We start from the raw sequence: 19571 nt of genomic DNA on the forward strand, positions 1-19571 counted from the left end.
ATTAGATTAGATAAAAAACTTACTTGGGAAACATAATGGAGCCAAGGCGAACCATATTTGACCCGCACTCAATAGCGAGCTCAAAATCCTGGCTCATTCCCATAGAACAGATTGTTGCATTTGGAAGCTGCTCATAGATTGCATGGGTCGTCTCAAAACTTTTTCTTACAAGCTGCTCATCATCACTGTGTGCGCCTATGCTCATAACACCTTTAAGGTGTATGTTCGGACACTCCTGCATAATCTGCTTGTAGGTTTCTATGGCATCCTCAGGCATAACACCGTGCTTGCTCTCTTCTTTTGCCGAATTGATCTGCAAAAGGCACTCAAGCGTCATCTCTTTTGCCAGAAGTCTTTTTTGCAGTTCATGGGCAAGTTCCAATGAATCAAGTGCCTGAAAAAGACTTGGATTAATATCTAAAAGGTTGTTGATTTTGTTTTTTTGCAGATTGCCTATAAAATGCCATTCAAGCGGCAACTCTTCAAGCTCTTTTGCTTTTGCTTTTAAATCCTGTACCTTATTCTCCCCAAAAGCACGCTGACCGATATGGTAAAGTCTTTTTATCTCATCAGCCGTTGAGTATTTGCTCACAGCAACAATTTTTACTATATGGTGTTCACTTACCTTTAGACGTGCCGTCTCAACCCGTCTGATAACATCATCTATATATAATTTGTATTCAATTTCGTCCATTTTCTTATCCTACCAATCTGTTAATATCGTTGTTAAAATTCAATTAAAGCCCTAATTGTAGTGCTTATAGTTGTTTTTAAATCCCTACTTTATGATAGAAATACTAAAATAAGTAGGGATTTTTTTAAATACAATAATATATTTTTACAGAATTATACTATTTACTTCTTTACAATAAATTTACTACTATATTTAGTGAAACCTTTTTTAAATTCTGAAACATAACGCCGATAAAATCGTGACCAAGTGTCCGATGAACCAAAAGGCTATTACATGTAGAATTTTTATATACCCTCCGCCTTGCCGTAATCTTGCCGTCTTTTATCTATTCTTCCTTTGCCACTTTCATATTGGGTCGCCAATTTTTCGACCGAAAACTATTACCATTTGGCAAACTGTTTTTTAAAATCTTCATTAAAATAGATTTCTATTTCTCCGGCTCGCGGATTGTCTTCTTTTAGTTTTCTAACACTTGCTTTCTTCATATCATCTATAAAACCATCAAGTGCCGTTGCGTTTCTTCGTATAGCTGTCAATAAATCAAGCATTATAAATCTAACGTCTTCCGCACTGCTGTTTTCTTTTTTATCTTCTAACATATACATGTATGTTTCAATATCTTCTCTTAGAGACAATTCCACCATTTCAAGCTTTTTTACTTGCAAATCTAAATCTTTGAAACCGTATAACATTAATTTTTTATTTTCTGTACTCATGACACATACTCCCATCTTAAATATTTTTTTGCTATTGACTGAATACCATCAGCACCTGTTACATGTAATATCTTGTAGCCATACGGCAGGAACACTTTTACTTTCATTTTCTTTTCTCCTCTTGAATTGATTTTGCTATCTTCTCGATTGCATCTCTGAAAAGATATTCTTCTTCACTATTTGCGGTTAAATGCTCAAACAGTCCGAAATAATATCTATCATTAAGGATATTTATCGCTTCGGCTGTTTTGTCAGTGACTGTGATTGTTATCATCTTATACCACCTCGTATTTAACACCTGCAACTTTTAACGCTGTAAGTGTAGATAGGTTAATCATACGATAACCACCTGCCAGCATATCCCAAACAGTCACTAAGCTGTTTTTATTACTCACTCCGTTTTTACCTCCTTTAAGATTTTTGGCAACTCCCAGACGTGCCACCATCTTTCTAAATGAGCCATCTTTTTTGATGAACTCACACGCAAAGATTTTTCCGTTTGTAGCTTTGATAAGTTCCGCTGTTTTGTATCTTGATACTTGCATTATGCTACCTCCTGTAAATCTTCATAATTTGCCTCTATAAACTCCACTATTGCTTCTTCAATAGATACACCAGCATCAAGAGATAATCCGATAATCTCTAAAAGCTCATCTTTTGTGACTTCGTCTTTGATGTCGTTTAGTGTTTGGTAAGTTTTCATTTTTTAGCCTTTAGTTACTAATTAAAGTAAGTTTTTATCTTTTATACAAGTATTATATACTAATATTAGTAAGTAAGTCAATAGATAGTTACTAAATAATGTAATTTATGATACAATTTGTTACATATTTTAGTAACAAGGTGTAAAAATGGATAAAATGGAATTAAACGAACTTCTCAAAAAAGCTGGGTTTTCAAAAAAAGAATTTGCTGTAAAATTTGAGCTATCTACATCAGCAGTTAATAATTGGGGTGGAAGTTCTAATGTGCCTTTATGGGTAGAATCATGGCTAAATCTCTACATAGAGAACAAAGACTGTAAGGAATTAAAAGAAATCATCCGTGCTAATGTTTGTAAAGAGTAGGCTTATGTTCTTAAAATAACCCCTTAGAGGGCGTTTTACTATGGTGTTTATACCCTTAGGATGGTGTATTGACTTATTTCGTTTATAGGCATTGACACATATTAAATAAACTGTGTTATAATTCTTGCATCAAAGCGTGGTTGCTTTGTGTGTGAAGTTTTTAATCGGGTATCAAACTTTGCAACAATTAAGCCTTATCGCTCTTTATTGAGTGGTAGGGCTTTTTTTTTGGTCTATTTTTTAGATGGTTGGGTTATGGGGTTAGATTGTTGTAAGGTTTAAAAATGATACCCGATTTTTTCAATCTTCATACCGTAGGCTATTTGCTTATAGCAATAGTGTATTTACTTTTTGCTATAAAGCAATAACTACAACCTAAGAGACTAACCACCTCTTAGGCTTCTTACAGATTACATTAAAATCATCACAAAAATCACGCTAAAACCTCTTAACTCTCTTTTGATGTATCATTATCGCTTTTGAAGTAAAAAAGGCGTGTAGGGCTTTATTCTTTACACTATCCTTTACATGTAACCGCAATTCCTTTACACCTGTTCGCTTACACTTTAAAGAAATATTAAAATAACCAAATTCCTTTACACTTTGAAAAAAAAAGTAAAATAGTAAAATGATGAGGTTCACACTACCCGCAAGTGATAAACCTCTAAGGAGTACCTTTTTTATTATAAGTTGCCAACGCTGCATAGTTTCTTCTTTCCTGGCACATTCTTTGGACCATGTTTACTTGCCGGTAAGTTTCTGCCAAATTCGTACAAAGTTAGATGAGTAAGCAACTGTGCTAAGTTTCTGCTTGAGAACACACAAAGTTAGACGAGTTGCCAACGCTGCATAGTTTCTTCTTTCCTGGCACATTCTTTGGACCATGTTTACTTGCCGGTAAGTTTCTGCCAAATTCGTACAAAGTTAGATGAGTAAGCAACTGTGCTAAGTTTCTGCTTGAGAACACACAAAGTTAGACGAGTTGCCAACGCTGCATAGTTTCTTCTTTCCTGGCACATTCTTTGGATCATAAGCTCATGTAGCCCATATCCTTAACTTCTTCATGTTCCGATAAATAATCTATTTTATTATCAAAAATGCTTTCAATAGCCATTCCCATTGATAGATTATATTTTTTACAAATCTGTTCAAGCGTCAAGATGGTTTTATTCTTTAGTGTAGGTTTACTTTTTAATCTGTTCTTTTGTTCCCAAAATTCCACTTACACGCCTTTTATTGATGTAGTGGTTATTTTAACATAAATGCACCTCTAAGCCATTGTTTCGGCTTGGAAGTACAAATACTTGTTATTGTGGTCTTGAGGTTTTAAAGGCTTCTATGACCTCAACGCCAAACCGCTTTATAAAAGAGTTCCATTGCAATAATAAAGTTTTTCCGTTATCTAACTTGATAAACTCTATAAAGCTGCTCTCGTCATCTTTGCCTTGATGTATATGTGTTATTTTTATTTCATTTTCCATCTTCCAAAACCTCTCTTGCCGTTCTTTGGTCTTCTATGCTCCACTCTTGATCGAGTGCTTCCTGTACACGTTGTAAATTTTGCAGCAGTCCGCTTTCTAATGCCAGTAGGTTTTGAGCATTTACCCGTGAAGTGTAATTATTTTGAGCACAACTTAAATATGCTTCGTACTTTTTACCTGCCTGTTTTTTTATATCTTCTCCCATCACTCTTTTTTTAATAATCTCTAACATTTCAGGAGAAGCACTCTCTAAAAGTTCGGCTATTGTAAGTTCATTATTTTTCATCACTTGCCCCTTCGTTTATAGTTAAATGAAGTCGTGCTATTGCTTCGGCATCATTCTCTTTTTCATCAAGTAGAAACTTATAACACGCCTCTCTACTTCCCATAAAATCAAACTCTAACCGCATTACTCCAAACTCTTTATTAAATGCCATAACCTCGCCTGTTGATACTTCTTGCACTATTGCTTCTATCTTCACAAAATCAATATCATAGTTATCGACTGCATATAACCCTTTTGGTTCTGCTAATGAGATAAAGTCAATATTTACACCCTCTTTTTTAAGAGAAATACCGCCTACTTTTTTAATAGCATTTGTTAATTTTTTCTCATATTTTCTTTTTGTTTTTACTGCTGTATTTTGCATTGTTTTTAGTCCTTTTTCTTTTTTGTAATGTATTTTTTGTGAATATTTATTTTTGATATTAAGGAGACGCTCCTCGTTTGCGCTCAATGTATGGCACAAAGTTTTTTATGCTGTTACAATCTTTTTTATTGCTATAAATATTTTTAAGTCGTTGGATAGTCATTGCTTCAATGCCGTTTATCCGTGAGCTGTTGATTTGATGCACAACTGTTTGCAGTACATCATCATTGATGACATTTTTATGTTCGGCTTCAAGCACAATATTTAAATTTTTTATCGCTTCAATGATGCCGGTACCCTTGATGCTAAAAAACTTTTGTTTCAATGTTTCAATATTTATTGCAGGCTTTTGTTTGTATTCTACAATGCTCCACCCGTCACTTTTAATCATGCTGCTGTTGAAGTTGTAAAGCACATGTGGATTATCTTCAATATAACTATGGAGTGCTTTTATCTGTTGTATAACGGCATTATTAAATGGAAACATTGCATTATGATTATCAATCAGCCATGTAACATACTGTGCGGTTATTCTGCTCTTAATCGCTTCAACAATGTTTTTATCAAATATTGCTTTGAGTTCATCATGTGTGGTTGCTTCACTTATAACCGTTGATGCTTTACAACTGCTACACTTCAAAAATAACTTTTCATCTTTGACAAAGAAATTTGCATCATTGCCGTGTATTAATCCACACTCGCAACACTCATACCCTTGTTCACTCTCGACAATTTCATCAAATCCACATGCAGCGCATACCTTAAAAGCCTGATTATTTTTCAGTGTTCGATATACTCGACTGCTTCCGCACTCATTACATGTACTTTTTATTGCATCAGTTACTTTTTCTTTATTTGGCTTTATGGGTGCAGTCGGTAATCCTAAATCAGTTATGACACCTGCACAATCAAGCAAGACAGAATTATCTTTATTTGGCGCAAGTCGTAATACCCGTCCTACCATCTGCTTATATAAGTTTTGGCTTTTGGTAGCTCGTGCAAGAACAACGACATCGCACGGTGGATAGTCAAAGCCTGTTGTGAGCATATCCGGGTTAGTGAGTAGTTTTAGCTTTTTACTTTTAAACTCGCTCATTATCTGTTGTTGTTCATCAGCACTAAGATTTGAGTGTATCGCCTTTGTTGGAACTCCTGCATCATTGTATGCATCTGCAAGGGCTTCACTATGCTTAATTGTGATACCGAACACCAAACCTTGATTACGTCTTTGTATCATCTTTTTTGTACTATCCACCACCTGCATAACACTTTCAATAGTATTAAATTTTTCTTCCAAATCGCTTTGATTATAATCTCCTGCCGTTGTTCGTATATCTTTGAGATTAACTTTTATGGGTTGGTAACTTATAAGCGGAACTAAATAGCCGTTGCTTATCATATAGTTTAAATCATACTTGTTAATGTGTAGTTCGAAACCTTGCAACGGTTTGCCTCTTTTGTCATAAGGTGTTGCACTAAGTCCTACAAGTTTACCTTTAAAATCTTGCAGAAGTTGTTCAATCATCTTTCCGCTAAATCCAAAATGCACTTCATCAATGACAATCATACTTGGTACAAAACCTAAATCTTTTTTATGAGCTGTTTGCAGTGTCGATACAAATACATTATGTTTACGGTCGTAATCTTTTCTACCGTGAATTATTTGAGGGTTGAGGTCTTGAAATGTATCTGCAAGTTGTTCAAGCAGTGTTATTTTTGGGGCAACTATCAAAACACTGCCACCTGTTAAAGTTTCATTTTCAACTATCTTTGAAGCCATTACACTTTTACCTGATCCTGTGGGTGCTTCAACTAAAACACTGCCTTTTGCTTTGGTCGCCTGTTGGATGATATCTTTTTGGTATGGTCGTAAAGTTATCATTTCAAATACTCCTTTTTATTAGTTTTTTTGATATTTTTAAATTTAAAAAGTGTCGGATTAGTGTCGGATATGTATTTGCTTACTGATTTTAAAGCCCTAAAATTCGCACTTTGTAAGGTGTTAAAAGTGTCGGATATGTATCTGCTATATAAATGTATATTATTCATCATTTGTTACTCACCTTTTTTATATATTCATGAACAGTGCTACGATGCATATTTAATTTATTTGCTATAAGTGTGATGTTTGGTTTGCCATTACTTTTAAGATAGTTTGGATTTTTTAAAAGCTTCATAACCTGCTTTTGTTTACTTGTCATATTTGAGTGTTTTGTTTTGGTTGATTTTTCTGTACGCTTTTGATTTGCTTTCACTTTTGCCTTGCCTTGTAATTTCATAGGAAATAGTTTGTCCTTTTGCATCAAGCCCTGTTGCTCCTGCTGTACTTTTAGTATGTGTTCAAAATATGCCAAACCCAGATTACATGTAGTGATAAAATCACGGTTTGGATTGATAATGTTTTGAAATGTAGCAAATATTGATGCTTCAACAAATAAGTAACCGCTTCGCTGTATGTATTGCTTCATTTGCATATACCGGACTTGGAGCGGTGTCAATTTTGAAGTTGCTTTTATAAAAACAGTCGGTAATGTTTGGTTTACGGTCAAAGGCTTCAACACATCAACATTTAAAAGTATTTGTGCTACTTTACTTGGCATTACTGTCGATACTTCAAAACAATTATCAACTAAATAGCATTTTGCAAGAAGTAGCATATAGATATCACTCATAGAATTAACTTTGAAGTGCCAAATTAAGCTTTGTTGTGTTTCGTATGTATATTTGCCTATTTTTGCGAGTAAATCATTTGTAGGGCTTGTATCATCTTTTTTGATGACAATCGAATAGTTGTAATTTTGATGTGCAACTGTTGGAGTAGTTGGAATAAAATGAGTTGAGATTTTAATATTGCCACATTTTCCGCAAAACAGTTTTACAGTTCCGTTCACATTGTGATAAAAAGTTGCACTTGGATTTGTATCGTCATGTGTTGGATTGACACAATAGCAAGATTTATTGCTACCGGCACTTACAAGTTTTTTTGCATCATAAATTGATACGGTCGTGCCATCTGCAAAAGTTATCATACTGTTTGTTGAAATATCGCTGCTATGTTCATTTTGAGTGGTGTATTTGGCTTTGTATTCACTTGGAAGTGATAAAGGCTCACTTTCATAATAGTTTGACATCTCATCAATATTTGTAAAGTTATGATTTATATTTGCCGGTGCTAATTGTCGTGTAACATCATTTGCCACCGCTTCATCTATTTTTGAAATGTCAATGCATAAATAATCAAGTATGAAAAGTGAAGCAAGTTTAAAAGCTTTTGTGCTTGTTGGTAAGCATCCATTAAGAATAATTGCTATGTGCCTTTTATAAGGGTACGCATTTGCACTTTGGCTTGGTACGCTTACAAAAGATACATTTTTATCTTTTAACTTTTGTTCGATTGTTTTATAGTAAGGAACTTCATTGGCTACTGGTGCTACATCAATATCAATAAAGTAAACATTGCCACACGCTTTTAAGAAGTTTTGATGCCTGTGTCCGTTGAGATAAAGTCCACTTGATACCGCTTTTGTGTTCATGACACGAATCAGCTCATCAAGTGAAGCAAGTTCTGTCACTTCAAAACCATATACTGATTTTTTATTGGCAGCGATTGTGGTTGATAAAAGTATAGAATTTGTGCTACAATTCATTTATGCATTTATAGGCAAGGGGTGCTACCCTTGCTTTACCTCATCATAATTTGTCTCCAATACTCCATCATAAACATTGTTTAAAGCTCGGTCGGTTGGTACTTTGTGTGTGTCTCCAATATTCGCTTTTTTTACTCGTTTTTGTTTGAGTTGTGGGTTTGCTACAAGGAGAGGCAACATCACTTTTGCAGCGGTTATATGCTCATCATCAACGCCTCTTATGCTTTTTTTAATTCTACTATTTGAATACTCAAAGCGTGAAGCATCAGCACTCCAATATTTTATGATTTTAGGCAGCTGTTCTTTTGTGTCAGCATCTAAAAAATCAAAGATACTTGTCTGCCCTACATGTACATAAGCCGTTTTTCTTTTTCGTAAATCATAAGCACGATTAGTATCGTCTTTTAAGAACTCGTTTCGCTGTCGTATCACTCCTGCAATAGCCTTATGCTGCTCAATCATCAAAGGTTGCCACCCTTGCGATATAAAGTAGTCATTTATCAGGTGTAAGTCGCCACCATCAACGGCATAGCGTGAGGGATTATCTTTTATGGCTGCATATACATAATGTTTGATGCTTGACATGACAGTAACCTAACTTGCTACTGCTACGGTGTTATCTTCGAGGTACTTTATAAGTACGGCTCTCGATACATGTATCTTTGTTCCTACTCGTACAGTTTCAAGTATTCCTTTGGAAATAAGCTTTTTTGCCATATCCATCTTAATAATACCCAAGTCGTCAATTTCTCTTAGGTTAAATAAAACTTTATTTGGGATTAAGTCCGTGTAGTTTGTTGTCATTTGATGTACTCCTATGTTTTGATAGGGGTATTTTGATACTAAAAAAAAGATTTAAAAAGAGGTATTTAACGGGATTTCAATAACCCCATTTATTGTAAGTTAGTTTTATAGTGGATGTTTTATTCCTGTTAAATAATCTTTGTATTTCTGATTGTTTATGTACTCTTTTGCAAGTGCATAATATTCATCTAAAGAATGAAACCCATCAGTGGAAATATTTTTTATTTCTTGCCAGTATCTATTTATTTCATCTGTAATATATTCATTTGTAAATACATCAGCTCCTAAAATCTCATTGACTTTTTTACAGTCATAAATAAAAAGCACATCAGATAATCTTCCATTAATAGGTTTTAAACTTCGTGTATCTTTATATATGTCGCATTGTTTCAAATCGCAACTAAATACCTCTTGTTTTTCTCCTAAAAATTCATAGGCATTTGGAAATTGTGATGGGTCATCATCAAAATCATCTTTTAGTTTTGAAACATATTCTAAAATTTCCTCTTTTGATTTTGTTAAGTCAAGTTCTGCAAATACATTTTTATTCTTATTATCATTTAAAATACTTTCAATTTCATTAGGCAATACAGATAAATGAATTATTGTTTTATCAGCTCTCCATCCATGTTCATTTAATGAATTTATAATCTCGTTTTTTTCAATTTTTGTTAATGGGAAATCAATAAACTCATTATCTGTCATATCATTTAATGTTAAGCTAATAAGTTCATTAAAAAAATATTTTGTTCTGTCTTTGCTTAGAGCATTTTTTATAATAGCAACCTCTAATTCATTTTCAATAAAATATTTGTTGTTTATCATCTCTTTGTCTTGATAAAAAAGTTTTTCATCTTTAAGAACAGTTAAGTAATATTCTGCAATATCTTCATTAAGATTTCTTAATAAAATATATGCCTGTTCTTTTCTAAGGTCACTTTTCATTTTTTCTTCTATTATGTCAGCTACAATATTTCCTCTTCCCCTATCTGGATTTCTTGAAAAACATTTTAAGGAAAAATAATATGCAATTGAGTATTTGTTACTATCTTGAGCGATATCATTAAGTGTTTCATAAATGCTATTATCTCTTTTAAATATTTCAGTATCTAATATTTTTTTTCTTAGTTCTAAAGTTTTTTTACTTGGTCTTGCCATTACATGCCCCTTAAAATATCATCTATAACATCTTGAATATTTTTCATTTCATCATCTCCATAATCTCATATATTTTTTCATCTGTTGCATTTGGATATATTTTTTTTAGTGCTTCATATTCGGTGTCAGTATCACTCACTTCGACATCTATTACATTGCCAGTGTTGCCTGCAACTGCTAAAAAAGTATTTTGGGCTTCTATAGCTCTTTCCGTGCCGTTTCCAATGTATGATTTTTCAGTAGTAGATAAAAGCTTATGTGAGAGCATTTTACTTACTGCGTATATGTCAGCTCCGTTTCTAAGTGCAACAACTGCTACCATTGAGCGTATGTCATGCATAACCATATTGTGAACATTAATGCTTTGCATAACTTTATGGAAATGATAGTTTACAGCATCCCTTTTGAGTGCAAATATTTTTCCTGTGGTCGTTTTTTGGGATTTTATGGCATTAAGAAGCAGGGGAGTTAAAACATAAGTGGATGATGTCTTTGTTTTGGTTATTTCCTTGGGTAACGTAAAAGTATCAGAATTAAAATCAATATGCTTGTATTCAAGTTGTAATGTTTCTCCTATCCTCCTGCCACTAAGCAAAAAAGCGAATATACCTCTCATAATAGGATGTTTATATTCTAAAAGTGCTTTTGTTATTTTTTTTGCATCTTCATCAGTTCCTTTAAAAGTTCTTTTTTTATCATTTTTTGGCAATATTATTTTCTTCCAATTAAGCTGCACATCATTAATATCTAAAAGTGGCTTCATAACCATTTTTACCATATTTATAGTTGATGGAGATTTGCCATTGTTAAGCATAGTATTTATAATGTTTTGGATATCATCTTCGGTAATATCATCAATGATTTTATTTTTGAGCTTTGTAAGATGTGTATTATAGCAGCCATCATAAAGGCGAACAGTGGTCGGACTTTGATTAATCTTTTTTCCATTTATCCATGCTTCATAAACAGATGATAGTTTTCTGTCCTTGCTGTTGATCTGCTTGAAATTTTTTCTTTCTTGTTTGAGTGTTCCTTTTTCCCGCAACGTTGTTTGCATTTCGACTTTGTATTTTTGCATATCTGCAACTGCTTTGATGATACTTGTACCTTTATGGATAGTAAAGTTTTTTTTACCTCTACATCTTTTATGATTGTACATTGCTTCAACTGCAATTTGTATTTGATAAATTCTATTTGGCGGTTTTGTTTCATTGTCTTTTGTAAATCTAATTTCATCATCATACAAAAGAATATACATACCAGAAGCCGTATTGTTGTTGATTCTAATCTTTTGTGGTTTTAGTGCTTTTGAACCCATAAATACGACCTTTGAACACAATCCCTACTTTTTGCCATTTTTAGCCTAAAAAGTAGGGATTTCTGTAATTATTTATATTTCATTGTAGCGTCTTGTAGTTTAAGAAGTTCTTTAGAAGCCCTAATTTTGGGGTATTTGTGGGCAGTTGTAGTTAGCTGTAATTTTATCAGCCAACTAATCTGTTAATATCGTTAAAAATTCCAAGTCCCATAAGCCCGAAGAGTATGACCCAGCCGGCTATTGTCAGGTTAATGACTATTTTTTCGCTCGGTTCTCGTCTAAAGAGGAGTTCATATAAATTAAACATGATATGTCCGCCGTCAAGTGCCGGAATAGGGAGCAGGTTCAGTACCCCGAGGTTTACAGAAATCAATGCCGCAAAAAACAAAACACTCATCCAGCCTACTGCCGTTGCATCGGATGTGAGTTTTACAATGGAGATAACTCCGCCCATTTCCGAAGCCGGGACATCCCCCATCACGAGTTTTTTCAAACCGGTAAAAATCAAAGTAGAGGCAAAAACAGTCTGATCGGTGGCATATTTTAATTTGTCTGCGAAGTCCAGTTTTTGTTCATGCATGACACCCGCAGCGGATATGCCTATCATTTTGCGTTTGACATCTTCTCCGTACATGTTTTTGGCGGTTTGCAGTTTTGGTTTGAGTGTTATGAGCTTCAGATAGCCGTTTCTGTCCACCTGCAGTGCAACAGAGCCTTTTGCCTCTGCAATCATTTGTGCCATCTCTTTCCAGCTTGTGATTTTTTTGCCGTTTATACTCATAATGGTATCATTGGACTCAAGACCCGCAACATAGGCAGGGGAGTCTTTGATAACCGTTCCCACAACAGGGGCTAAAACCTGAGGATTGCCAAGTGCTATAATGAAATAGAGTATAAATGCAAGCACAAAATTTGCTGCAGGACCGGCTAAAAGAATTAAAATCTTTTGCAGAGGCGTTTTTGTATTGTAACTGTCTGCATCGTAACTTTTTTTACTCGGGTCCGCATCATCCTGACCTTTCATCTTGACATAGCCGCCAAGAGGAATGGCTGAAATACTCCACTCTGTATTAAAAGCCCGAAAAGTAAAAAGACGTTTTCCAAAACCTATGCTAAATACTTCTACATAGACACCCATCAGGCGTGCTACGGTGAAATGCCCAAGCTCATGGAAAAATATAAGTCCGGAGAGGACTAAAAGTGAAACAATCCAACTCATGCTTTGTGCTCCTTTACAATCGCTTGTTTAAATCCCCAAAGATACTCCAGGCCCGAATAAACAGTTAAAAATACGGCAAACCAAAGAAGTGCCGCTCCATATGGCCAGTGCATCAGTAAAAACCCTATGGCTATCATCTGTGCTACTGTTTTTACTTTTCCAGACCAGGATGCTTTTACGCTGATACCTTCACTGACCGCAACGGTACGAAGTCCTGTGATGAAAAGCTCACGAACTATAATGATGTAAATTGCCCAGGGAGAAGCATCTCCCATAACCATAAGCCCCAAAAATGCCGCAAGTGTGAGCATTTTATCGGCAAGCGGGTCAAGGATGGCGCCGAGCATTGTCATTTGATTCCATTCTCTTGCGATATAGCCGTCAAAAAAATCAGTCACAGATGCCAAAACAAACAAAAGTGAGGCAAAATAGTAGTTCCATGTTATATCAAACCCGTTGTCGGTAAAAATTTGGGGATTGAGTATAATCCAAAACATCACAGGCGCAATGAGAATACGCAAAGATGCTAATAAATTCGGCAAATTAAGCAAAAAGTTCCTTTTTATGTCATTTAAGTTCAGTATCCCTTTGGGAGCCGGCACTGAAGTACCGGTTCCGAATGTTATTGAGACTTTAGTCTGGGCTATATGTCTTGAAAGGCTAAAACCTAGGCTCCGAAAACTTTAGTAATGAGATTTTATCTATTTATTACTTATTAAAGCCTAATAGACTAAGATTAGGCATGAAGAAAATATGTCCCTTATGCCAAAACAGTGCAGGTTTGCTATACGAAGAGAATCAAAGGTACTTTGCATGTAAGGTCTGTCATGGAATATTTGTTGATGAAACAGACTTGCCGGATGCACAAAGTGAAAAAGAGCGCTATGAACTCCATGATGATAATGCCGAAGATGCAGGGTATCGAAAGTTTGTTTCTCCCATTACCGCAAATATTGAAAAAGACTTTTCAAAAGAGGAGAAAGGACTTGATTTTGGGGCAGGAACCTCACAAATCATTACAAAGGTCATGCAGGAAAAAGGTTATGATATTCGTTCTTATGATCCGTATTTTCATCCAAACAAAGAGCTTTTGGAAAACAAATACGATTATATTGCTTCGTGTGAGGTGATAGAGCATTTTTACCGTCCCGCAAAAGAGTTTACACTTTTAAAATCTATGTTAAAAGAAAATGCAAAATTGTATCTGATGACAGACATCTATGATGAGCGTGTAGAATTTTCTTCATGGTATTATAAAAATGATCCGACCCATGTCTTTTTTTATACAAAAAAGACCTTTGAGTGGATAGAAGAAAAGTTTGGATTTTCAAACCTTTTTATAGAAAAAAGGCTGATAATCCTGTCTAACTAGACAGGATCTTCAACTGAAACGGCTTTTTTCTCATGGAAATGGAAATGGCTTTCCAAGTCTGACATGTAAAGCAGAACAGGGACAACGATAAGTGAAGCCACCACTGCCGCTACCGTACCAAATATAAGAGCAACACCGAGTCCTCCAAAGACGGCATCTTTTGCAAGCAGTGTAGAAGCGAGCATAATGGCGATGGCTGTCAGGAAAATAGGTTTTGCCCGTGTAGCACTTGCATAGGCGATTGCTTCGGCCTTGTGCATTCCCTTTTCACTCATGAGTGATTTTGTAAAGTCTATAAGCAGTAAAGAGTTACGCGAACTGATTCCGATTAAAGCAATAAATCCGATAAGGGATGTTGCCGTTAAAAAGAAGGTGTCTGCCGTGAAAATATCCATAATCCAGTGACCGAATATGACACCGATGATAGAAAGAAAAGAACCTAAAAGAATGATACCGCTGAGTGTATAACTTTTATAATAGATAACCATCAGTAAAAAGATAAGGATAAGAGCCGCAATAAAAGCACCGCCCAGGTCTCTAAACGTATCCATTGTGACTTTCATTTCACCGTCCCAAATGAGTTTATAGACTTTTCCTGTTGCTTTGTCTGTGAGTTGCAAATCAAAAAGACCTGTTTTTTCGACTTTGTATTCATCACCAAAACTGTTGATAATTGTATTTCTTGCATCAAGCAGAGGATAAACCTGAGAAACCATATCGGTTTCGGCTAAAACATTGGTCATCTGGTGCAAATCCTTACTCATGATCATCGGATTTGATTTTTTAGGAATTACGGTAACAAGTTCCGTGACAGGTACCATCATGCCTTTGTTGTTCATGAGTTTGAGTGAAGCCAGTTTTGCTTTTACAGAATCCAAATCTTTTTTGCTAAATCTTCTTGAAGAGTCCGACAGGCGTAAAAAGAGAGGAATCTGATCGCTGTATTTGTCTGAATTTTTTACAGATATATCCATCCCTTCAAAAGCAAGGTATAAAATATTGTTGAGTTGCTTGACAGTGAGACCTGATTTTGCGATTTTTGTTGTATGGACAATTATTTCAAAACTATCGTATATATCATCTTCCATAATGTCAATGTCAACAAGCCCCTGTGTATTTTGAAAAACTTTTTCAACACGTTTTGCCAGCTTTCTTATGCCCTGTGCATTGTCACCGTATATTTCAGCAACAATAGCCGAGAGTGTCGGAGGACCGGCAGGCGGTTCTACAAAAGAGATATGTGTATTTGGATAGAGCTTTTCACAAGCATCTTGAATAACAGGACGCAGACGCTGTACCATCAAATAAGAAGGCTCTTCTCTGTCATGTTTTTTTGTGATATTTACGACAATTTCTGCAACATTTTCAGAGTTTTTAAACTGACTGCCTTTAATAAGTCCGGCAAAATCAAGAGGTGCACCCATGCCTAAAAATACTTCGGTATCACGCACTTCTTTTTCTTGAGTAATATAACTGCTGACACATTGTGTCACTTGCTGGGTCTGTTGTATCGAACTGCCTGTTGGCAGTTTCACATAGATGGTAAAAGTATCATTGTTTTTTCCCGGCAACATCTTTGCTTTGACAATTTCAGTCGGTGCTATCATTAAAATAGAGATGATAAATGCTATTAATGTACCGATAAGTATCAATTTTCTCTGCGCAGAACTTTGTATGCCTTGTAGTACAAGTTTTTCAAATTTCTTAAACATTAATGCGCTCCTTTGTCATGTTTTGGTCGTTTTAAAATTCTCACGGCAAGGTAAGGTGTAAATATATAAGCTACAAAGAGCGAAGCAATGAGTGCTACGGGAACATTCTCAGGAATAGGTTTCATGAACTGTCCCATCATACCGCCGACAAATGCCATAGGCACCATTGTCATAATGATGGCAAGTGTGGCGATATTTGTCGGTGCACCGATTTCATCTGTTGCCTTGATCATAATTTCATCATTGCTTTCATGGGCAGATTCGACAGAATGGTAGTGTCTGTGAATATTTTCAATAACAATAATAGCAGCATCAACCAAAAGCCCCAAAGAAAGCAAAAATGCAAAAAGAGTAATACGGTTAATGGTCTGACCGCTCAAATAGGCTACAAACAGAGTAATTGCCAAAATTGCAGGAACCGTAAAGGTTACGATGAGTGATTCTCTCCAGCCAAGTACAAATATAAGAAGAATCGCGATAATTACAATAGATAAAACCAGGTGCATTACAAGTTCGTTTACTGCATCATTTGCACGTTCTCCGTCATTTCTGGTAATGACATAACTGATGCCTTTTTTGTCCAGTTCGCTTTTGTAGTTTTGCAGTTCTTTTTTGACTTCATCTGCAATAATGACGGCATTCGTTCCCTGCAGTTTTGAGACTGTAAGTGTCACCTGGTTTTCAAAAGGCATAAATTTTCCGTTTTTTTCTCGTTTGCTGATAAGTGCCGATTTGAAGTTTTGAATATCATAAGAGTTTGTCACTTTTGCAACCTGTCTCAAATAAATTGGAGAACCCATATACTGTGCAACAATGATGTCTCCGACATCTTTTGCATCTTCTATGGCATTTTTTACGCCAACCATTACAATTTCATTCTCTTTTGTTTTGTTTTTAATCGCAGGTACATTATAGGAAACTGCCTGTACAGCCTGTGTGATTTGTCCCATAGAAAGGTTATAGCCTGAGAGTTTGTTCAAATCCACTTCTATGTTGAACTGGTGTTTGTGACCGCCTTTGAGTGCTGTAACGGCAACATTGTTCAAACCGTTTATATGGTGCTGGATTTGCTTGACTTTGTCATAGAGTTCTGTTTGAGACATGTTTTTGTCATGGGAATAAAAGGCAACACTTACAATGGGAATGTCAATGTCAATATCCAAAGGCTTGATAATCGGTTTCATGGCCCCTTTTGGAAACATGTCGGCATTTTGCATGATTTTGTCGTAGATTTTGAGGTTTGAATCTTCTTTCTTCTCTCCGATATAAAAGGCTGCATTGACAATCCCGACATTGTCCATAGCCGTGCCGTAAATGTGTTCTACACCTTTAATCTCTTTGAGCTTTCGTTCTAAGGGTTTGACTATGATTTTTTCTACCTCTTTGGCATTGGCACCCGGCAGAGCTACTATGACGGTAGATCCACTGACAACCATTTGCGGATTTTCTTCACGAGGCATAATCATTAAGGCGAGGTAACCGATAACAAGCAGTGAAATTCCCAAAACAGAGGTCAAAGGATTTCTTAAAAATGTTTTTGCCAGTTTTCCTGCGACATCTTTAGGTGTATATGGCTTATGATGATTCATATTTTTCCCCTTTTAGTCAATGGTTACAGTGGCATACATACCAGGGTAGACTGATTTGTTCAGTGTCTTGAATGATACTTTGATTTTAAATGTGTGCGTCATCGGATTGGAATTTGGAATGATCGCCGTAATCGTTCCGATTGTTTTGACACCGACAGAAGGAATCTCCACTTTTACTTTTTTCCCGTGATGAATGAGATTTAAATTACTTTCCGCAATCTCTGCCGAAATTTTTAAATCACTCAAATCCGAAAGCACAATTGCAGGCATACCGGGCATTGCCATCTCTCCGACTTTGATGTTTTTGGCAACAACAACACCGTCGTTTGGAGCCTTTACATGTAAGTATTTGTATTGATTTTCCACTTCCTGGAGTCTTGCTTTGGCTATGTTTATCATATCCTGCAGATTTTTTGCCGCAAGTTCCATATTTTCCACTTCATATTTTGAGACCATATCTTTTTTCAGCAGTCTCTTGTAGCGTTCCAGGTTCAGTTTGACATTCGTGTACTGGTTCTGATACATTTGCAGTGAAAGCTCTGCCTGACGTTTTGCCGAGTCAATTTCACGTGAATCTATACTGTAAAGAATTTGGCCTTTTTTTACCTTTTCCCCTTCGCTTGTGTTTACATTGGTAACAAAACCCATAAATCGGCTTGTGATCATCTTCTGATTATCCGAAATCACACTTCCCGAAAGTGTTAAACTCTCCGCTAAAAGTGAAACGCCCAGTGCCAGTAATAGTAGTAGTTTTTTCATGTTAGTCTTCTCCGTTTGCTAATTTTTCAAGTGCAAGTATTTTTTCTGTTCTTTTGTTCTTTGCTATCTGCAGTTGCAGTATCTTTTCAATCTGTGCAGACTGTTTTATGATAACATCACTCATGGAAACAAGTTTTTCTTTATATCTGCCTTCATAATTTTCATAAATGGCATTTGCAAGTTCCAGTTCTTTTTTCAGTGAGGCAATTTCGACATCAACCCCTTCTATCTGTGTCCGGATTTTTGCAATTTTTAAAAGAATTCCCTGTTTTGCAAGTTCCAGCTGTGACTGCATTTTAAGTTTTTCGATTTTTGATTTTTCGATTTTTGCCGCATCGATTCCGCCGTCAAAAAGGTTCCAGCTCAGGCGTGCACCTATGGTATAGGCTTTGTGTTTGTCGGCATTTCCTAAAAAGCTATTGTCCGCAGTGGAGACTTCTCCAAAAGCTCCAAGCGTCGGATAGTAGGCTGCCTGAGAGACCTTAAGCATATCTTTTGTGATTTTGAGTCCTGTTGCCGCTTTTTGCAGGTCAATATTGCGCACTAAAATCTCTTCATCACTTATATGTGGCATGCGCACTTCTGTTGCAGGTGTCTGAATATGTTCAATTTTTTGATTGAGTAAAAAACTGATGTAGTGGTATAACAGTTTTTTGTTGGACTGCATCTGTACCAAGAGTCTTTCAACATTTCCCTTTTTTGCCTGTACTTCAAGCAAATCTACTTTTTTAGCATAGCCTACCGCTATCATCTCTTTTGTTGTCTCTTCCAATATATGGATATTGTCCAGAATTTTATTGAGATTTTTTATAGAAGAATCAAGCAGTGCCATATCATAAAAGCTTTTTTTAAGTTCATATTTTTTCTGTTTTTCTATCTTGTGTTTGTCCAAAGATTTCAGTTCTTTGACTTTTTGCATAATGTCAGTGTAAGAACTGAGCATAAATCCTGTAAAAAGAGGCACTTCATATTTGAGTTTGCTCTGAAAAAAGTTTCGGTAACCCGGATAGTTTAGATTTTGTGGAGGTGTAATATATGGATTTACGCCATTGTTTAAATTCGTCATAAATTCTTGAGCACCAAAATCCCCAAAAGTTGCCTCACGCGAAGTCAGTTTAAATCCAAAGACATTTCCCGCATCATTTGAACGTGCCACATCTTGTATAAATGTCAGTGTTCCCCAGTTTTTTCCTGACACTGCATCAATATCCTCTTCTGCAGAGCGTTCATCAAATTTGGCTGCCTTAATTTCCAGATTTTTTGCTTTCAAAAGCTGTAGTGCTTGATCCAGTGTCAATGCCTCGGTCGCTGACGCTGATACATGTAACAGCAGAGAAAACGCAAAAATACTTATCAGTCTATTCATTTTCCAACATCCTTTTCAT

At 35.7% G+C, this 19571-nt stretch carries 23 protein-coding genes; 2 read left to right on the plus strand and 21 right to left on the minus strand.

The features are described from left to right. Nucleotides 1-19: 19 nt before the first annotated feature. From ACM66U_RS05045 to ACM66U_RS05065, 5 genes are all read right to left on the minus strand, one after another. Nucleotides 20-694: a YggS family pyridoxal phosphate-dependent enzyme gene (locus ACM66U_RS05045; protein WP_151900554.1), complete on the minus strand. Its 675-nt coding sequence runs from the start codon at nucleotides 692-694 to the stop codon at nucleotides 20-22. A 380-nt stretch (nucleotides 695-1074) separates the two neighbouring features. Beyond that, on the minus strand, nucleotides 1075-1410 hold the full coding sequence (locus ACM66U_RS05050) for a hypothetical protein (protein ID WP_151900553.1): 336 nt from the start codon (nucleotides 1408-1410) through the stop codon (nucleotides 1075-1077). Nucleotides 1411-1513: 103 nt separating this feature from the next. Beyond that, entirely contained in the window at nucleotides 1514-1684 is a 171-nt protein-coding gene (locus tag ACM66U_RS05055; RefSeq protein ID WP_188109959.1) for a hypothetical protein, read from the minus strand. Nucleotide 1685: 1 nt separating this feature from the next. Further along, on the minus strand, nucleotides 1686-1955 hold the full coding sequence (locus tag ACM66U_RS05060; RefSeq protein ID WP_151900552.1) for an SH3 beta-barrel fold-containing protein: 270 nt from the start codon (nucleotides 1953-1955) through the stop codon (nucleotides 1686-1688). Next, nucleotides 1955-2113 (minus strand): hypothetical protein, encoded by a 159-nt coding sequence (locus ACM66U_RS05065; RefSeq protein ID WP_188109958.1) that lies wholly within the window; start codon nucleotides 2111-2113, stop codon nucleotides 1955-1957. The genes ACM66U_RS05060 and ACM66U_RS05065 overlap by 1 nt, the downstream gene beginning before the upstream one ends. A 148-nt stretch (nucleotides 2114-2261) precedes the next feature. Here ACM66U_RS05065 and ACM66U_RS05070 point away from each other — a divergent pair, with 148 nt between their 5' ends. Further along, a complete protein-coding gene (locus ACM66U_RS05070; protein ID WP_151900551.1) occupies nucleotides 2262-2477 on the plus strand; it encodes an XRE family transcriptional regulator in 216 nt (71 codons plus the stop codon). A 1027-nt stretch (nucleotides 2478-3504) separates the two neighbouring features. Here the strand turns inward: ACM66U_RS05070 and ACM66U_RS05075 are convergent. The 12 genes from ACM66U_RS05075 to pgsA all read right to left on the minus strand — a co-directional run bounded on the left by ACM66U_RS05075 (nucleotide 3505) and on the right by pgsA (nucleotide 13305). After that, nucleotides 3505-3699 carry a hypothetical protein gene (locus ACM66U_RS05075; protein WP_151900550.1) on the minus strand — a complete coding sequence of 65 codons (195 nt, stop codon included), beginning with the start codon at nucleotides 3697-3699 and terminating at the stop codon, nucleotides 3505-3507. Between the two features lie 85 nt (nucleotides 3700-3784). Next, complete coding sequence (locus ACM66U_RS05080; RefSeq protein ID WP_188109957.1) at nucleotides 3785-3958, minus strand: hypothetical protein; 174 nt, start codon at nucleotides 3956-3958, stop codon at nucleotides 3785-3787. After that, entirely contained in the window at nucleotides 3948-4244 is a 297-nt protein-coding gene (locus tag ACM66U_RS05085) for a hypothetical protein (RefSeq protein WP_151900549.1), read from the minus strand. The genes ACM66U_RS05080 and ACM66U_RS05085 overlap by 11 nt, the downstream gene beginning before the upstream one ends. Then, the gene (locus tag ACM66U_RS05090; protein WP_151900548.1) at nucleotides 4234-4608 is read right to left on the minus strand and encodes a hypothetical protein; all 375 of its coding nucleotides are present in this window, start codon (nucleotides 4606-4608) and stop codon (nucleotides 4234-4236) included. The genes ACM66U_RS05085 and ACM66U_RS05090 overlap by 11 nt, the downstream gene beginning before the upstream one ends. A gap of 58 nt (nucleotides 4609-4666) precedes the next feature. Next, nucleotides 4667-6490: a DEAD/DEAH box helicase gene (locus tag ACM66U_RS05095; protein ID WP_151900547.1), complete on the minus strand. Its 1824-nt coding sequence runs from the start codon at nucleotides 6488-6490 to the stop codon at nucleotides 4667-4669. Nucleotides 6491-6656: 166 nt separating this feature from the next. After that, the gene (locus ACM66U_RS05100; RefSeq protein WP_418641303.1) at nucleotides 6657-8255 is read right to left on the minus strand and encodes a hypothetical protein; all 1599 of its coding nucleotides are present in this window, start codon (nucleotides 8253-8255) and stop codon (nucleotides 6657-6659) included. Nucleotides 8256-8279: 24 nt separating this feature from the next. Beyond that, nucleotides 8280-8840 (minus strand): hypothetical protein, encoded by a 561-nt coding sequence (locus ACM66U_RS05105; protein ID WP_151900545.1) that lies wholly within the window; start codon nucleotides 8838-8840, stop codon nucleotides 8280-8282. A 9-nt stretch (nucleotides 8841-8849) separates the two neighbouring features. After that, on the minus strand, nucleotides 8850-9059 hold the full coding sequence (locus ACM66U_RS05110; RefSeq protein ID WP_151900544.1) for a DNA-binding protein: 210 nt from the start codon (nucleotides 9057-9059) through the stop codon (nucleotides 8850-8852). 105 nt (nucleotides 9060-9164) lie between these two features. After that, entirely contained in the window at nucleotides 9165-10217 is a 1053-nt protein-coding gene (locus ACM66U_RS05115; RefSeq protein ID WP_151900543.1) for a hypothetical protein, read from the minus strand. Nucleotides 10218-10260: 43 nt separating this feature from the next. Further along, nucleotides 10261-11535: a tyrosine-type recombinase/integrase gene (locus ACM66U_RS05120; RefSeq protein WP_151900542.1), complete on the minus strand. Its 1275-nt coding sequence runs from the start codon at nucleotides 11533-11535 to the stop codon at nucleotides 10261-10263. A gap of 166 nt (nucleotides 11536-11701) precedes the next feature. After that, complete coding sequence (gene rseP, locus ACM66U_RS05125; RefSeq protein WP_151900541.1) at nucleotides 11702-12754, minus strand: RIP metalloprotease RseP; 1053 nt, start codon at nucleotides 12752-12754, stop codon at nucleotides 11702-11704. Further along, nucleotides 12751-13305: a CDP-diacylglycerol--glycerol-3-phosphate 3-phosphatidyltransferase gene (pgsA, locus tag ACM66U_RS05130; RefSeq protein ID WP_151900540.1), complete on the minus strand. Its 555-nt coding sequence runs from the start codon at nucleotides 13303-13305 to the stop codon at nucleotides 12751-12753. The genes rseP and pgsA overlap by 4 nt, the downstream gene beginning before the upstream one ends. 191 nt (nucleotides 13306-13496) lie before the next feature. Between pgsA and ACM66U_RS05135 the strand changes: the two genes are divergently transcribed. Then, the gene (locus ACM66U_RS05135) at nucleotides 13497-14126 is read left to right on the plus strand and encodes a class I SAM-dependent methyltransferase (protein ID WP_151900539.1); all 630 of its coding nucleotides are present in this window, start codon (nucleotides 13497-13499) and stop codon (nucleotides 14124-14126) included. On the opposite strand, the gene ACM66U_RS05140 is transcribed toward ACM66U_RS05135, so the two are convergent. Genes ACM66U_RS05140 through ACM66U_RS05155 form a run of 4 tightly spaced genes read right to left on the minus strand, consistent with a single transcriptional unit; the run spans nucleotide 14123 to nucleotide 19552 of the window. Further along, the gene (locus ACM66U_RS05140; protein WP_151900538.1) at nucleotides 14123-15838 is read right to left on the minus strand and encodes an efflux RND transporter permease subunit; all 1716 of its coding nucleotides are present in this window, start codon (nucleotides 15836-15838) and stop codon (nucleotides 14123-14125) included. The genes ACM66U_RS05135 and ACM66U_RS05140 overlap by 4 nt on opposite strands. After that, complete coding sequence (locus ACM66U_RS05145; protein ID WP_151900537.1) at nucleotides 15838-17427, minus strand: efflux RND transporter permease subunit; 1590 nt, start codon at nucleotides 17425-17427, stop codon at nucleotides 15838-15840. The genes ACM66U_RS05140 and ACM66U_RS05145 overlap by 1 nt, the downstream gene beginning before the upstream one ends. A 12-nt stretch (nucleotides 17428-17439) precedes the next feature. Next, entirely contained in the window at nucleotides 17440-18186 is a 747-nt protein-coding gene (locus ACM66U_RS05150) for an efflux RND transporter periplasmic adaptor subunit (protein ID WP_346388647.1), read from the minus strand. A gap of 1 nt (nucleotide 18187) precedes the next feature. Beyond that, entirely contained in the window at nucleotides 18188-19552 is a 1365-nt protein-coding gene (locus tag ACM66U_RS05155; protein ID WP_151900535.1) for a TolC family protein, read from the minus strand. Between the last annotated feature and the right edge of the window lie 19 nt (nucleotides 19553-19571).

The organism is Sulfurimonas sp. ST-27, assembly GCF_048081595.1.
Classification (GTDB): domain Bacteria; phylum Campylobacterota; class Campylobacteria; order Campylobacterales; family Sulfurimonadaceae; genus Sulfurimonas; species Sulfurimonas hydrogeniphila.

Excerpts from the sequence above, each read along its gene's own strand:
- ACM66U_RS05045 (WP_151900554.1), bottom strand. The coding sequence starts at position 694 with ATGGACGAAATTGAATACAAATTATATATAGATGATGTTATCAGACGG.
- ACM66U_RS05050 (WP_151900553.1), bottom strand. The coding sequence starts at position 1,410 with ATGAGTACAGAAAATAAAAAATTAATGTTATACGGTTTCAAAGATTTA.
- ACM66U_RS05055 (WP_188109959.1), bottom strand. The coding sequence starts at position 1,684 with ATGATAACAATCACAGTCACTGACAAAACAGCCGAAGCGATAAATATC.
- ACM66U_RS05060 (WP_151900552.1), bottom strand. The coding sequence starts at position 1,955 with ATGCAAGTATCAAGATACAAAACAGCGGAACTTATCAAAGCTACAAAC.
- ACM66U_RS05065 (WP_188109958.1), bottom strand. The coding sequence starts at position 2,113 with ATGAAAACTTACCAAACACTAAACGACATCAAAGACGAAGTCACAAAA.
- ACM66U_RS05070 (WP_151900551.1), top strand. The coding sequence starts at position 2,262 with ATGGATAAAATGGAATTAAACGAACTTCTCAAAAAAGCTGGGTTTTCA.
- ACM66U_RS05080 (WP_188109957.1), bottom strand. The coding sequence starts at position 3,958 with ATGGAAAATGAAATAAAAATAACACATATACATCAAGGCAAAGATGAC.
- ACM66U_RS05085 (WP_151900549.1), bottom strand. The coding sequence starts at position 4,244 with ATGAAAAATAATGAACTTACAATAGCCGAACTTTTAGAGAGTGCTTCT.
- ACM66U_RS05090 (WP_151900548.1), bottom strand. The coding sequence starts at position 4,608 with ATGCAAAATACAGCAGTAAAAACAAAAAGAAAATATGAGAAAAAATTA.
- ACM66U_RS05095 (WP_151900547.1), bottom strand. The coding sequence starts at position 6,490 with ATGATAACTTTACGACCATACCAAAAAGATATCATCCAACAGGCGACC.
- ACM66U_RS05100 (WP_418641303.1), bottom strand. The coding sequence starts at position 8,255 with ATGAATTGTAGCACAAATTCTATACTTTTATCAACCACAATCGCTGCC.
- ACM66U_RS05105 (WP_151900545.1), bottom strand. The coding sequence starts at position 8,840 with ATGTCAAGCATCAAACATTATGTATATGCAGCCATAAAAGATAATCCC.
- ACM66U_RS05110 (WP_151900544.1), bottom strand. The coding sequence starts at position 9,059 with ATGACAACAAACTACACGGACTTAATCCCAAATAAAGTTTTATTTAAC.
- ACM66U_RS05115 (WP_151900543.1), bottom strand. The coding sequence starts at position 10,217 with ATGGCAAGACCAAGTAAAAAAACTTTAGAACTAAGAAAAAAAATATTA.
- ACM66U_RS05120 (WP_151900542.1), bottom strand. The coding sequence starts at position 11,535 with ATGGGTTCAAAAGCACTAAAACCACAAAAGATTAGAATCAACAACAAT.
- rseP (WP_151900541.1), bottom strand. The coding sequence starts at position 12,754 with ATGAGTTGGATTGTTTCACTTTTAGTCCTCTCCGGACTTATATTTTTC.
- ACM66U_RS05135 (WP_151900539.1), top strand. The coding sequence starts at position 13,497 with ATGAAGAAAATATGTCCCTTATGCCAAAACAGTGCAGGTTTGCTATAC.
- ACM66U_RS05140 (WP_151900538.1), bottom strand. The coding sequence starts at position 15,838 with ATGTTTAAGAAATTTGAAAAACTTGTACTACAAGGCATACAAAGTTCT.
- ACM66U_RS05145 (WP_151900537.1), bottom strand. The coding sequence starts at position 17,427 with ATGAATCATCATAAGCCATATACACCTAAAGATGTCGCAGGAAAACTG.
- ACM66U_RS05150 (WP_346388647.1), bottom strand. The coding sequence starts at position 18,186 with ATGAAAAAACTACTACTATTACTGGCACTGGGCGTTTCACTTTTAGCG.
- ACM66U_RS05155 (WP_151900535.1), bottom strand. The coding sequence starts at position 19,552 with ATGAATAGACTGATAAGTATTTTTGCGTTTTCTCTGCTGTTACATGTA.